This window comes from Nocardia vinacea NBRC 16497, from assembly GCF_000308835.1.
GTDB classification, from domain to species: domain Bacteria; phylum Actinomycetota; class Actinomycetes; order Mycobacteriales; family Mycobacteriaceae; genus Nocardia; species Nocardia vinacea.
Genome location: NZ_BAGN01000153.1, coordinates 22,898 through 35,720 on the forward strand (window position 1 = coordinate 22,898; position 12,823 = coordinate 35,720).

Sequence of the window (12,823 nt, forward strand, 5' to 3'; positions counted from 1 at the left end):
CGCTCAGCCCAGGACTTCGGCCGGCACAACCGACTCGGCGCGGAATGTTCGGCGATAGGCCAGCGGTGATACGCCGATGGAATCGTGCAGGTGTTGGCGTAGCGAACTCCCGGTGGCGAAGCCGACCTCGCCCGCGATGCGGTCCACGGTCATATCGGTCGATTCGAGTAGCTGGCGGGCGCGGAAGACGCGCTGTTGGATGAGCCAGCGGCCCGGGCTCATGCCGACCTCGTCGCGGAAGCGACGGGCGAAGGTGCGCTTGCTCATTCGGGCCTGGACGGCGAGATCGTCCATGGTCAAAGGCAATCGGAGATTCTCGAGGGCCCAGTGCCTGGCGGCGGCGGTGCTCGCCGAGGTCGACGGCGGCACCGGCTGTTCGATGTATTGGGCCTGGCCGCCATCACGCCACGGCGGCATCACGCAGCGGCGCGCCACCGTATTCGCGACCGCACTGCCGTGGTCGCGGCGCACCAGGTGCAGACACAGATCTATGCCTGCCGCCGCGCCCGCCGAGGTGAGCACGTCATCGTCGTCGACGTAGAGGACATCGGTATTCAGTAGCACCCGCGGAAAGGTGCGCCGGAACAGTTCGGACACATTCCAGTGCGTCGTCGCCGGACGACCGTCGAGCAATCCGGCGGCTGCGGTCACGAATGCGCCGGTACAGATCGACACGATGCGGGTGCCCGGTCGGATGCGTGCGAATGCCGCGGCCACCGGGGGCGGCAGCGTGCCATCGAGCGTCATATCGATATCGCAGGCCGGTATGACCACAGTGTCGGCAGTCGCCAGCGCTCGGCTGTCGTGTTGGACGGCAATGGCGAAATCGGCTCGGCTCGGTACCGGTGCGCCATCGATCGAGCAAGTGCTCACCTCGTACAGATCCGGGGCGGTGCCGAAGACGCGGGTCGGAATGCCGAGTTCGAACGGATACACCCCGTCCAATGCGAGCACGACCACCCGATGTCGCGCCGAATGCCCATCCGAGGTACCGACCATGGCACGATCATATCGAATATTGGCAATCGTGCCATTTCCTCGTGTCGCCGCCGACGGCAGGCTGAACGACATGAACGACACCACCATGCGCGCGATCAGCCAAGATCTAATCGGCGGCCCTGAGGTCCTGACCGAAGTCGAACTGCCCATCCCGACGCCCGGCCCCGGCGAAATCCTGGTCCGGGTGCAGGCAGCCGGGCTCAACCCGACCGATTGGCGGCATCGCGGCGTCTCCGGACTCTTCCTCGGCGAACCACCGTTCGTGCTGGGGTGGGATGTATCGGGCGACGTGGTGGCCACGGGTATCGGGGTCACTCTGTTCGAGCCGGGCGACGCGGTCTTCGGCATGCTCCCCTACCCCTACGGACACGGCTCATTCGCCGAATACGTCGTGGGCCCCGCCCGCGCCTTCGCCCCGAAACCGGTGAACCTGGACCACATTCAGGCCGCGGCCATCCCACTGGCCGCTCTCACCGCCTGGCAGGCCCTCGTCGATACCGCGAAACTACAAGCCGGACAACGCATCCTGATCCATGCCGCGGCGGGTGGCGTCGGACATTTCGCCGTTCAGATCGCCAAGGCGCGCGGCGCGTACGTCATCGGCACCGCGAGCGCGGCCAACCACGAATTCCTGCGCGAAATCGGCGCGGACGAGACGATCGATTACCGCACAACCGACTTCGCCGAGGCGGTCGGAGATGTCGACGTCGTACTGGACTCGATCGATGATGAGAACAGCCTGCACTCCCTGCGCACACTCCGCCCCGACGGCTTGCTGGTCTCGCTGCGCGCTTTCGGGGCGACCGATTTGGCCACCGAGGCAAAGCAATTGGGAGTCCGCGCCGTGCGCATGCTGGTCGAGGACGATCATGCCGGCATGACCGCAATCGCGGAACTCGCCGAATCCGGGGCACTGCGCCCGGCCATTGCCAGGGTCTTCCCATTCGGGGAGGCCGCGAAGGCGCATACGCTCGGCGAAACCGGTCGCACCGTGGGCAAATTGGTGCTCGCTGCGCCGTGAGCGGGCGTCAGCGTCTCTTGCCGTGACTCATCAGAAGGCCGATTCCCCACCAGGTCACGCGTCCGGCGATCGCCACGTATAGGAAGATCGCGAAGTACACCAGGCTCGCGCCGTAGTCGGCAGCCCAGCCGGGCATCCGGTTCACCGTCGCGAATGCGGCGATGAGCAGGATCAGTCCGGTCGCGACCGCGAGCGGGGCGAGGGTGATGTTCAAATCGGTTGAATCGCCGGGATGCTCGTCGGCAAGGGATCGACGCATGATGGCTGGTCTCTTTCCGGGGCGGGACAAGTTCTCGGTGCGCAGGAGCCTTATCGAGGGCCGCGGCGGTCTGCCGCGGCCCTCGATTCGTACATCAGCAAGCGAACCGCAATCGTTACACCGCAGACATGGACAGCGGCGACCAGTTGCCCCGAATCCAGAAATACAATTGGCTAACTTTTAGCAACCATTGGTCGGTTGTATCGGACTCCGCCAGGCACGGCATCGAAATTCCCCCCGGGACAACGCGGTCGTTCGGCCGCGTTTGTGGCGTGCATCACATCCGAGACCTACCATCCGAAGGATGAGCAATGTTGTGAAGGCTGTCCTAGAAGGTGGGCCGAAAGACTTGCCCGCTCGCATCGTTCCGATCACACCGCCCGGCGTCGAGCTCAAAGTCGAATACCGCGGCGGATACGAGCACTTCAAGGTCACCAATCGGGAGGCCGATACGCCCGAGGGGCGGCTGCGGGTCTACGAATGGTCCGATCGGACACGAATCGCGGAATAACCAGTACACGCCGGGTGCGGAACACACTCGGGGCGGTCCGCATCGCTGCGGACCGCCCCGAGGCACCGGTCGATGATGGTTGCGTCAGTCCTGTTCCAACTGGGAGCCGACCTCGTCGGAGATGTCCACATTGGTGTAGACGTTCTGTACGTCGTCGCTGTCTTCGAGCGCGTCGACCAACTTGAAAACCTTGCGCGCGCCGTCGATGTCGACGGCGACCGATACCGACGGCTGGAAGCCGGATTCGGCGGAGTCGTAATCGATTCCGGCGTCCTGCAGCGCCTTGCGCACCGGGATCAGATCCGACGGTTCGCTGATGACTTCGAAGGAATCACCGAGGTCGTTGACCTCTTCTGCGCCCGCGTCGAGCACGGCGAGCAGCACATCGTCCTCGGACAGCCCGTTCTTCTCCAGGGTCACGATGCCCTTGCGGTGGAACAGGTAGGAAACCGAACCCGGATCAGCCATATTGCCGCCATTGCGGGTCATCGCCACACGCACCTCGCCCGCGGCGCGGTTGCGGTTGTCGGTGAGGCATTCGATCAGCACCGCGACACCATTGGGGCCGTAGCCCTCGTACATGATGGTCTGCCAGTCGGCGCCGCCGGCCTCTTCACCGCCGCCGCGCTTGCGGGCACGCTCGATGTTGTCGTTCGGAACCGACGACTTCTTCGCCTTTTGGATGGCGTCGTACAGCGTCGGATTTCCCGCCGGGTCACTGCCACCCGTGCGGGCCGCCACCTCGATGTTCTTGATCAACTTGGCGAAGAGCTTGCCGCGCTTCGCGTCGATCCCCGCCTTCTTGTGCTTGGTGGTGGCCCATTTGGAGTGGCCGCTCATTCCCTACTTCCTCCAGTCGACAGCACGTCTGATCGTGCGCACGGTACCCGCACCGGCCGGGTAGACAACTCTCTCAGCCTACTCGTCCGGTTACGGCAAGTTCCTGAGGGCGACTACTCGGCGGCGCGAACCAGATCGACGAACATCCGATGCACCCGCAAATCGCCGGTGACCTCGGGATGGAACGACGTCGCGACCACCTTGCCCTGACGCACCGCGACAATGCGCCCGGCGGCGGGGCCACTGGGAACCGTGGCCAGCACCTCGACGCCCGCGCCGACCCGCTCCACCCACGGTGCCCGGATGAATACCGCGCGCACCGGGCCGTCGGTCAGGCCCGCGAAGTCCAGATCGGTCTCGAACGAGTCGACCTGACGGCCGAAGGCATTGCGTCGCACCGTCATATCGATACCGGACAGATGCTTGGCGTCAGGGCGCGTGTCGAGCACTTCGGACGCGAGCAGGATCATCCCGGCGCAGGATCCGAAGGCGGGCATACCTTCCCGCAGCCGCGCGCGCACCGGTTCGAGGAGTTCGAAGACCTCCAGCAGCTTGCTGATGGCGGTCGATTCGCCGCCGGGCAGCACCAGCGCATCCACCGCGGCGAGCTCGGACGCGCGGCGTACCAGCACCGGTTGCGCACCGCATTCCGCGAGTGCCGCGACATGTTCGCGCACATCACCCTGCAGGGCCAGGACACCGATGATGGGCCGGTCGGGACTGCGCTGCGCGCCCGTTGCGGGCGAGGCGACCGATGCGTTCACGCCATGAGCTTACGAGGCGCGGCGCTGTGGCCCTGCTCACGGTGGCCGTCAACGTTGCGTCAAGACCGGGTTCATTCGCCCGAAAGCGGTCGACACTCACTGATGTGATTACCGTCTTGCCGCGCAGGGCGCCCGCGCCGCGTGCGGAAGCAAATACTGTCCCGAGGCGCCGGGGGTTGACCGTCTCGACCGGCTTGGCGGGACTTTCCCTCGATGCGATGGCATCGGTCGCCTACGGTCCGGAAGCGATCGTGCTGGTGTTGGCCACCGCCGGTGGCGCCGGACTCGGCATGACATTGCCCGTGACCATCGCGATCGCCGCCCTGCTCGCCGTACTGGTGGCCTCCTACCGGCAGGTGATCGCGGCCTTCCCCGACGGCGGCGGCGCGTACGCAGTGGCCAAACGACATCTCGGCCACCGCACCAGCCTGGTCGCCGCGGCCTCCTTGATCGTCGATTACATCCTCAATGTCGCGGTCTCGATCGCGGCCGGTGTCGCGGCCCTGACCTCGGCATTCCCGGCGCTGCACGGGTACACGGTGGGAATCTGCATCGCGATATCGGTCGGGGTCACCGCGCTCAATCTGCTCGGCATCCGTGAAAGCGCGCGCGCCTTCATGATTCCCACGATCGTCTTCGTCGCGGGTATCTTCGCCGTCATTATCGGCGGACTGATGCGCTCCGAACCGGCCGACATCACCACCGGGACCGCAGCCGTCGGTGATATTCACACCGTCGGAGTCTTGCTGCTGCTCAAGGCATTCTCCAGCGGCTGCGCGGCACTGACCGGCGTCGAGGCGATCGCCAATGCGGTGCCGAGCTTCGCTACGCCGAAGGTAAAACGCGCGCAGCGGGCGGAGGTGGCGCTCGGCGCACTACTCGGCATCATGTTGATCGGGCTCGCGGTGCTCATCCAGAAATTCTCGGTGCGGCCGATCGAGGGCGCGACAGTGCTGTCCCAACTCACCCAGGCGGCGCTCGGGCACGGAATCGGCTACTACGTTGTGCAATTCGCGACCGTCACGCTGCTTGCCCTGGCCGCCAACACTTCCTATGGCGGGCTCCCGACGCTCACCCGAATCCTGGCAGACGACAACTGCCTACCGCACCGGTTCGCGGTCGCCTCGCCACGTCGGGTGTACCGATACGGCGTACTCACCCTCGGCCTTACGGCGGGAGTGCTGTTGATCGCGGCACGCGGCAATATGAACGCGCTCGTTCCGTTGTTCGCGATCGGCGTCTTCGTCGGCTTCACCATCGCCCAGACCGGTATGGTCCGGCACTGGTGGCAGACCAGGACCGCGGGCTGGTACTGGCGGATCGCACTCAACGGTTTCGGCGCACTACTCACCTGCATCGCCGCGATCGTCACCACCGCCATGAAATTCACCGACGGCGCGTGGCTCATCGTGCTGGTGCTGCCCGCGCTCGTGCTCGGCATGGAGCGGATCCGCGGCGCCTACACCAGAATCGGCGGCTGCCGCGGCAATGGCGCGATCCCGGACCAGCCCCAGGCCACCGGCACCGCGATCGTGGTGCCGATCTCCGAGGTCTCCGAACTCAGCCGCGAGGCGCTCTCGGCCGCCATGTCCATCGGCAAAGACATTGTCGCCGTGCATGTTTGCCTGCCGGGGGAATCGGTCAAGGCGTTCACCAAGGCCTGGGAGGCGTGGCATCCCGAGGTCCGGCTGGTCCTGCTCGAGGACAGCGATGCCACCGTCGGCGGACCCGTCGCCCGCTATGTCCGTGAAAATTTCGCCGGACGACGCAAGGTCGTCGTCATCGCAGAGATCGATCCGCCGGGCGGCTGGGACCGGGTGCTGCCCAGCCACCGCAGCGACGAACTCGAGCGCGAACTCCGTCGGATGGCCGACACGGTGGTCTGCCACCTGCGCGTGCAGGTGGTCTGAGCCCGACGCGGCTGATCCGGCCGCGGTGGTGTGGGTCGGCCACACCCACGCCACCGTGGTCGATCCGGGTCAGCTGGTGAATTTGCAGCTCTGGTAACCGGAGCTCACATAGGTGCTGGTGCCCGGGTCGAGGTAGATCGAATCCCCTTGGCCGTCCGTCCGGGCGTACAGCCAGACCGTTGCATTCGTCTGGTTGTCCGCCGCTCCCCGGCCGATGGCTATGTTGTAGGTCCGGTACTCGTCCGGATTATCGATCCGATCCGAATAGCCCGATCCGTTCTGGTAGGAAAAGCTCCCGACAGCCACATTCCTGCCTCCATTCTTGACGCATTGAAACCGTCGTTCCTGGTCGGCGACTTCTTTGCGCGGCAGTCTACGAGCAGCCCGGATAAATACAGACCGTTCGGCATTTCCCAATACTGGGAATAGGGCGCGTACGGGGCGCTCACTCCCCGCGCAATGTGCGAATCAAGCCTTCCTGCACAACCGCTGCCACCAACTCACCCTTGCGGTTGAAAATCTTGCCGCCGGTCAACGCCCGGCCGAAACCCGCGGACGGGGACGACTGGTCGTAGAGCAGCCACTCGTCGGCACGGAACGGGCGCAGGAACCACATGGCGTGATCGAGCGAGGCGTTCTGCGTCGGTTCATCGGGATGGGTGACCTTCGAGGAACCGAGCAGGGTCATATCGCTCATGTAGGCGAGGGTGCAGACGTGCACGACCGGATCGTCGGGCAGCGGATGCCGGTAGCGGAACCACACCTGCTGCGGGGAGACGACGCCGTCGCGGCGGGTCACCACATCCTGCGGAACGGTGCGAATATCCCAGTGCTCCCATTCGCGCATGGCCCACAGCCGCTCGGGGCTCATCGTCGTGCTCGCGTCGGGCAGGTCATCCGGCCCCTGCACCGACGGCATCTCGTCCTGATGTTCCGGACCCGCGTCACCGACGTGGAACGACGCCGACATGGTGAAGATCGCGGCGCCGTCCTGTACGCCGGTGACCCGGCGGGTGCAGAAGGACCGGCCGTCACGGATCCGCTCGACGAGGTACACGGTCCGCTCTTCCGGATTTCCGGGCCGCAGGAAGTACCCGTGCAGCGAATGCACCTGGAACCGCGGCTCCACCGTCCGCACCGCCGCCACCAGCGCCTGGCCGGCAACCTGTCCGCCGAATGTGCGTACGAGCTGGGTCTTGGTGGACGCGCCACGGAAGATGTCCCGCTCGAGCCGCTCGATCTCCAGCGCCTCTTCGATTGTCGCCATGGGGCCGAGATTATCCCGAGCGCCGACGCGACCTGTCGGTGACCTCTTGGCAATGGCCACGTCCGCCGCCCAGAACGGCCTTCGACAGCGCGATTTGATGGAATGGATCGGTGCCGCATTTCGATCCGATCACCCGGGACGGACTCGTCGAACTCATCACCAACCGCATCCTCGAGCTCGACGGGCAGACGCTGATCGCCATAGACGGAGCCGACGCGGCCGAACCCGTGGCGATCGCGGACCGCATCGCCACCGCATTGCGCGACATCGGCCGCGCCGCCGAAGTCGTCTCGCTGCACGACTACATCCGCCCCGCCTCACTCCGCATGGAATTCGGCCGCACCGACGAATTCTCTTACCGCACCGCCTGGTTCGACTACGCCGCACTCGACCGCGAAGTCATCCGGGCGCTGCGCCACGACGGAAGCTGGCTCTCCGCGCTCTGGGACGAGGACCGCGACCGCTCGGCCCGCTCCCCCATCCGCACCGCCGCCCCGGGCACTGTCTTGCTCGTCGCCGGTCCCATGCTTTTGGGCCGCGGCCTCGACTTCGATCTGATCGTCCACCTCGACATGTCCGAACCCGCACTCCACCGCCGCACCCCACCCGACGACCGGTGGACCATCCCCGCCCTCCTCCGCCACGACCGCGACAACCCCAGCACCCCAACCTTTTTCATTCGCTGGGACCACCCCGATCGTCCGGCGCTCCGAATAGACGACATCGAATAGACCACACCGCCCGCCGATAGTCGTACCCACCCGAGAACACTGGCCGCCCCTCCCCCTCCTTGCAGTTTTGTTGGGAGACAGACATTTCCGGATTTCGAGCACGGCGTGAATTACATACTTAAATGCGCATATCTTCGTATCAGCATGCCTTCGCTGGAGCACAAGCCTCCTTTTCGCGATCCGCAACGAGAGCCAGCAGGCGGATGCGAATCCCTGGAAAGCGCACGACTCTTCGCGATGAGACGCTGCGAGGCGGCGAGCAAGATGCTCGCCGCCTCGAATCACCCACTCCCCCGGCCGAACCCACTGCGGCCGGGATCAGGGATCAGCCGCAGGCCGTCGACTGCTGACCGAGGTTACTCAACATGGTGCAGGCCCAGCTCTTTTCGACTTTCCACTTGCCGTCCTCGGCAACGAAGGGCACGTCGACGATGTTCTCCTGGCCGTTGACGGTGAACTTCGCCTTGGCATTGAGCGCGTCACCGAAGGCATTCACCTCGGTGACCTCGGCCTTGGCGCCCGCCTGCTGGAAGGCCTGCGCCAGGCGGTTGGGCAGTTCCGGATCGGCCTGCGCACCCTGCACCAGATCCAACTTCTCCGAACTCGGCACCGACGGGTCCAGCGCGCGGAGCAATTGGGCGTTGAGGTCGGCGACGCTCGGGGTCGGCGGGAGGTTCGCATTCGACTTCGTGACGCTGGTCGAGGTCTTGGTCGGCGTGGTCGCGGTCTTCGAGTCGTCGCCGCCACATGCCGACAGGCTGAGGGCGGCCACGGCGGCCAGACCCGCGATCGCGACACGTCCGGTCTTACGAAGCTTCAACTGATCATCCTTTGCCATTCGGACAGGTCCGTGACCCCGACGGGTGCCGCGCCAATTGCCCGCGCGGCCGCCGACGTGCACCGAATTCCGAAGCTAGCCACCAACTCTGTGGCGGGCATAAGACAACTGTGAGGGCCGCGACAGCTTCTCCCTCATCACCCAGGACGAGCAACGCCCGCAGCAGTGGATCAAGCGATCCCCGGTGCCGCGGGCGTCGATTCGATTCAGCGGTAGATCACCAACCGCGCTCGGCCAGCCGGTGATCGACCGGCAGCTCCTCGACATTGATGCCGACCATGGCCTCGCCCAGACCGCGCGAAACCTTGGCGAGCACATCCGGGTCGTCGTAGAACGTAGTCGCCTTGACGATGGCGGCGGCGCGTTCGGCCGGATTGCCGGACTTGAAGATGCCCGAACCGACGAACACACCCTCGGCGCCGAGCTGCATCATCATCGCGGCGTCGGCGGGGGTGGCGATACCGCCCGCGGTGAACAGCACGACCGGCAGCTTGCCGGTCTGCGCGACCTCGCGCACCAGCTCGTACGGCGCCTGCAACTCCTTGGCGGCGACGAACAGCTCGTCCTCGGGCAGCGACGACAGCTTGCGAATCTCGGCGCGAATCTTGCGCATGTGGGTAGTGGCATTGGAGACGTCGCCGGTACCCGCCTCACCCTTCGAGCGAATCATGGCCGCGCCCTCGGTGATCCGGCGCAGCGCCTCGCCCAGATTGGTGGCACCGCACACGAACGGAACGGTGAAGTTCCACTTGTCGATGTGGTTGGCGTAGTCGGCGGGGGTCAGCACCTCGGATTCGTCGATGTAGTCGACGCCGAGGCTCTGCAGGATCTGCGCCTCCACGAAGTGGCCGATACGCGCCTTGGCCATGACCGGAATCGAGACGGCGGAGATGATGCCGTCGATCATGTCCGGATCGCTCATCCGGGAAACGCCGCCCTGTGCGCGGATATCGGCCGGAACACGCTCCAGGGCCATCACCGCGACCGCGCCGGCGTCCTCAGCGATCTTCGCCTGCTCGGGGGTGACGACATCCATGATCACCCCGCCCTTGAGCATCTCGGCCATCCCGCGCTTCACACGGGCGGTGCCGATGGTGTTGGTGGTCTCGGGCGTGGTCACGGCAAACTCCTGAGTCATGTGCGCCAATCGGGTCGCTTGGAACTAACGCCACCGATTCTAGGCGGGCCGATCAGGCCACTTGATAGCCAGTTGGGCACCACTGGCCTTGCCCCGACCAGCGGGTCCGCGTCCGGTCCGCAACCACTGGACCGGTCGCGAGGCGGATCCGTCGGGGCCGACGCAAGTCTTGCGCCGCCCCGACGAACACCCGACGGGAACTACAGCGGGCCGACTACCAGCAACTGGGCCCAATACCCCGCGGCATCGGAACCCAACAACGGCAATAGGAAATCGAACAACAGGTAGGACATGTACTGCTTACCTTCCACACGCCAACGGACCATCTCACTGCAGTGGAAGTACCACCAGAACTCCCCGGTAGCGCTCCCCCACCAGCACTACCCAGGCGGCAGCAATCCAGTCGCGACGCTATCACGATCGTGAAACACATCACAGCCGAAAGATCCACGCGCGCACGCTGATCGCAGGCGCGGGAGGTGATCGGCCTGAGCACCCATTCTCTCGCCGATTCCGCGGGAAGCCCCGCGATCGAGGCAGAATTGGCGCTCAGGGCAGCCCCGATCACCGAATAGACCGCACCTCGGGATGGGAGTCACCCGACGCGGCTTTGGCTGCTTCGGGAAGCAGTTGGTCCAGGTGGTAGGGGTAAACGGTCTCACCGGTGTGGTCCAGGGTGACGATGTCCGACCCGGTGCACCACTTGTTGTCGGTGATGCTGCGTCGCTCGACCGCGGTGAGATTGCCCGGCTTGGGGTCGAAGGCGGGGACACGCAGGGCGAAGAACAGCTCCTCGGCCCGGATGAGTTCACCGTCGAACGGGAATACCGCGACCCGCCGCCAGATAGGACCGCGCAGGGCCGTCGGATCCGCAGTGTGCCCCGTCTCCTCCCAGAGCTCCCGCACCGCCGCACTGCGCAGGGTCTCCCCCGGTTCCACGCCGCCGCCGATGGTGAACCAGAAGGAGACGTCGGGTGTTTTGGGGTCGTTGCCGCGCATGAGCAGCACGCGGTCCTGTTCGTCGAGCAGCACCACGCGCGCCGAGGTACGGACCGTATCGACGACCAGGCCGGTCGATGCGGCCGGGGTGGCGCGTTCGCTGATCTCGAAATATGTCGGCAGCGGCGCGGTACCGCCCAGGTGCAGGATGCGGACCGGGCGACGGGTGCGCAGGGCGAGGGTGTCGCGCACCGCGTCGTTGTGGAAGCGACGCGCGATCAGCACTCGGGCCTCGGCATCGGCGAGTTCGGCGACCTGCTGCGGGCGCAACTGGGCGATATCGATCGCGGAAAGCGCTGCCGAGAGCTGATTTTCGATGGTTTCACGGTCGGCACGGCCCGCCCGCTCGGCCCGATCGGCGAGTGTGGTGAGCCGTTTGGCCTGCTCGACCAGCGCGGAATCGGCTGTCGGACCCGCGATGGCCACGGCGACCGACCTGGCCACCACCGCCCGTCGTGCCAACGCACCGTCGAGGGCCTGCCAGGACTGATCCGACCGCACGTGCAACCGGTCGAGCCGGTTCGCTGTCGAAGCCGCCCACAGACCGATCGCGACGACCACCGCGGCGATGAGTGCGAGTACGAGAACCGTTGTGGCGGAGAACGTAATCATCCAGCAGCCCTCACCGTGCTATCGATCATCCGGCGGCCCGCACGCGCGTATCCCCCACGGTGACGGTTTCGTAGACCCGCAGGATCTGTTCGGCGACCACCGGCCAGTCGTATTCGCCGACCACCTGATTGGCGGTGTGGATCAGGGCTTCGCGGCGCACATCGTCGGTGAGCAGGGTGTCCAGCGCGGCGGCAAGTCGAACCGAATCCCCCACCGGGACGAGCATTCCCGCCGTGCCATCGCGCAATACCCGACGGAAGGCATCCAATTCGCTTGCCACCACTGCGGTTCCGGCCGCCATCGCCTCGATCAGGATGATGCCGAAGCTCTCCCCACCGAGATTCGGCGCGACGTACACATCCGCGCTGCGCATCGCCGAGGCCTTCTCCTCATCCGACACCTGACCGAGGAAACGCAGATGCCGGGCGAGCGGCCCGGCTTCGCGGCGCAGCCGCTCCTCGTCACCGCGCCCGACGATGAGGATCTCGACATCCGGATGTCTGCGCACCAATTCAGGCAGCGCACCGAGCAGGACTTCCATCCCCTTGCGCGGTTCGTCGTAGCGACCGAGGAACAGCACCGTTCCGCCCGCGCGCGGATATCCGGGCAGCATCGGGGCCCGCGCGAAGGCGGGCACGGCGACGCCGTTGGGGATCTCGACCGCATCCGAACCGAGCGCCTCCACCTGCCAGCGCCGCGCCAGCTCGGAGACCGCGATCCGGCCGCTGATCTTCTCGTGATAGGGCCGCAGCACACCCTGAAAGGTGCTCAGCACCAACGATTTCGTGGTCGAGGTGTGGAAGGTGGCCACGATCGGCCCCTCGGCGATCTTCAGTGCGAGCATGGACAGGCTCGGCGCGTTCGGTTCGTGGATGTGCAGCACATCGAAGTCGTTGCCATCGATCCAGCGCCGAATCCTGGTGTAGGCCATGGG

General features: G+C 65.8%; 15 protein-coding genes. 4 read left to right on the plus strand and 11 right to left on the minus strand.

The window, feature by feature from the left end; genetic code table 11:
- Nucleotides 1-3: 3 nt before the first annotated feature.
- Nucleotides 4-999 (minus strand): GlxA family transcriptional regulator, encoded by a 996-nt coding sequence (locus tag ON44_RS20275; protein WP_051182231.1) that lies wholly within the window; start codon nt 997-999, stop codon nt 4-6.
- Between the two features lie 85 nt (nt 1,000-1,084).
- Between ON44_RS20275 and ON44_RS20280 the strand changes: the two genes are divergently transcribed.
- Complete coding sequence (locus ON44_RS20280; protein WP_218007612.1) at nt 1,085-2,020, plus strand: NADP-dependent oxidoreductase; 936 nt, start codon at nt 1,085-1,087, stop codon at nt 2,018-2,020.
- Between the two features lie 7 nt (nt 2,021-2,027).
- Here the strand turns inward: ON44_RS20280 and ON44_RS20285 are convergent, their stop codons facing one another.
- Nucleotides 2,028-2,279, minus strand: a complete 252-nt coding sequence (locus ON44_RS20285) for a hypothetical protein (RefSeq protein ID WP_051182232.1) — start codon at nt 2,277-2,279, stop codon at nt 2,028-2,030.
- Between the two features lie 304 nt (nt 2,280-2,583).
- Between ON44_RS20285 and ON44_RS20290 the strand changes: the two genes are divergently transcribed.
- Nucleotides 2,584-2,790 (plus strand): DUF5988 family protein, encoded by a 207-nt coding sequence (locus ON44_RS20290; RefSeq protein ID WP_040692396.1) that lies wholly within the window; start codon nt 2,584-2,586, stop codon nt 2,788-2,790.
- Between the two features lie 84 nt (nt 2,791-2,874).
- Here ON44_RS20290 and ON44_RS20295 read toward each other — a convergent pair whose 3' ends face one another.
- Together ON44_RS20295 and pdxT are read right to left on the minus strand one after the other, a co-directional pair.
- Nucleotides 2,875-3,630, minus strand: a complete 756-nt coding sequence (locus ON44_RS20295) for a YebC/PmpR family DNA-binding transcriptional regulator (RefSeq protein WP_040692398.1) — start codon at nt 3,628-3,630, stop codon at nt 2,875-2,877.
- Between the two features lie 113 nt (nt 3,631-3,743).
- On the minus strand, nt 3,744-4,394 hold the full coding sequence (pdxT, locus tag ON44_RS20300) for a pyridoxal 5'-phosphate synthase glutaminase subunit PdxT (protein WP_051182233.1): 651 nt from the start codon (nt 4,392-4,394) through the stop codon (nt 3,744-3,746).
- Between the two features lie 218 nt (nt 4,395-4,612).
- Here pdxT and ON44_RS20305 point away from each other — a divergent pair, with 218 nt between their 5' ends.
- Nucleotides 4,613-6,304: an APC family permease gene (locus tag ON44_RS20305; RefSeq protein WP_040692400.1), complete on the plus strand. Its 1,692-nt coding sequence runs from the start codon at nt 4,613-4,615 to the stop codon at nt 6,302-6,304.
- Nucleotides 6,305-6,373: 69 nt separating this feature from the next.
- Here ON44_RS20305 and ON44_RS20310 read toward each other — a convergent pair whose 3' ends face one another.
- Nucleotides 6,374-6,610 (minus strand): hypothetical protein, encoded by a 237-nt coding sequence (locus ON44_RS20310; RefSeq protein WP_040692402.1) that lies wholly within the window; start codon nt 6,608-6,610, stop codon nt 6,374-6,376.
- A 139-nt stretch (nt 6,611-6,749) separates the two neighbouring features.
- Nucleotides 6,750-7,571 (minus strand): acyl-CoA thioesterase, encoded by an 822-nt coding sequence (locus tag ON44_RS20315; RefSeq protein ID WP_040692403.1) that lies wholly within the window; start codon nt 7,569-7,571, stop codon nt 6,750-6,752.
- A gap of 110 nt (nt 7,572-7,681) precedes the next feature.
- Here ON44_RS20315 and ON44_RS20320 point away from each other — a divergent pair, with 110 nt between their 5' ends.
- Complete coding sequence (locus ON44_RS20320) at nt 7,682-8,302, plus strand: nucleoside/nucleotide kinase family protein (RefSeq protein WP_040692405.1); 621 nt, start codon at nt 7,682-7,684, stop codon at nt 8,300-8,302.
- Nucleotides 8,303-8,627: 325 nt separating this feature from the next.
- Here ON44_RS20320 and ON44_RS20325 read toward each other — a convergent pair whose 3' ends face one another.
- The 5 genes from ON44_RS20325 to ON44_RS20340 form a co-directional block, all read right to left on the minus strand.
- The gene (locus ON44_RS20325; protein WP_040692436.1) at nt 8,628-9,122 is read right to left on the minus strand and encodes a WKL family lipoprotein; all 495 of its coding nucleotides are present in this window, start codon (nt 9,120-9,122) and stop codon (nt 8,628-8,630) included.
- A gap of 235 nt (nt 9,123-9,357) precedes the next feature.
- Nucleotides 9,358-10,260 (minus strand): pyridoxal 5'-phosphate synthase lyase subunit PdxS, encoded by a 903-nt coding sequence (gene pdxS / locus ON44_RS20330; protein ID WP_040692437.1) that lies wholly within the window; start codon nt 10,258-10,260, stop codon nt 9,358-9,360.
- A gap of 218 nt (nt 10,261-10,478) precedes the next feature.
- Nucleotides 10,479-10,604, minus strand: coding sequence for a hypothetical protein (locus ON44_RS53490; RefSeq protein ID WP_281005263.1), 126 nt, complete (start codon nt 10,602-10,604; stop codon nt 10,479-10,481).
- Nucleotides 10,605-10,842: 238 nt separating this feature from the next.
- Entirely contained in the window at nt 10,843-11,886 is a 1,044-nt protein-coding gene (locus tag ON44_RS20335) for an NUDIX hydrolase (RefSeq protein WP_040692438.1), read from the minus strand.
- Nucleotides 11,887-11,914: 28 nt separating this feature from the next.
- A partial coding sequence (locus ON44_RS20340; protein ID WP_040692439.1) for a glycosyltransferase family 4 protein occupies nt 11,915-12,823 on the minus strand: 909 nt, incomplete at its 5' end.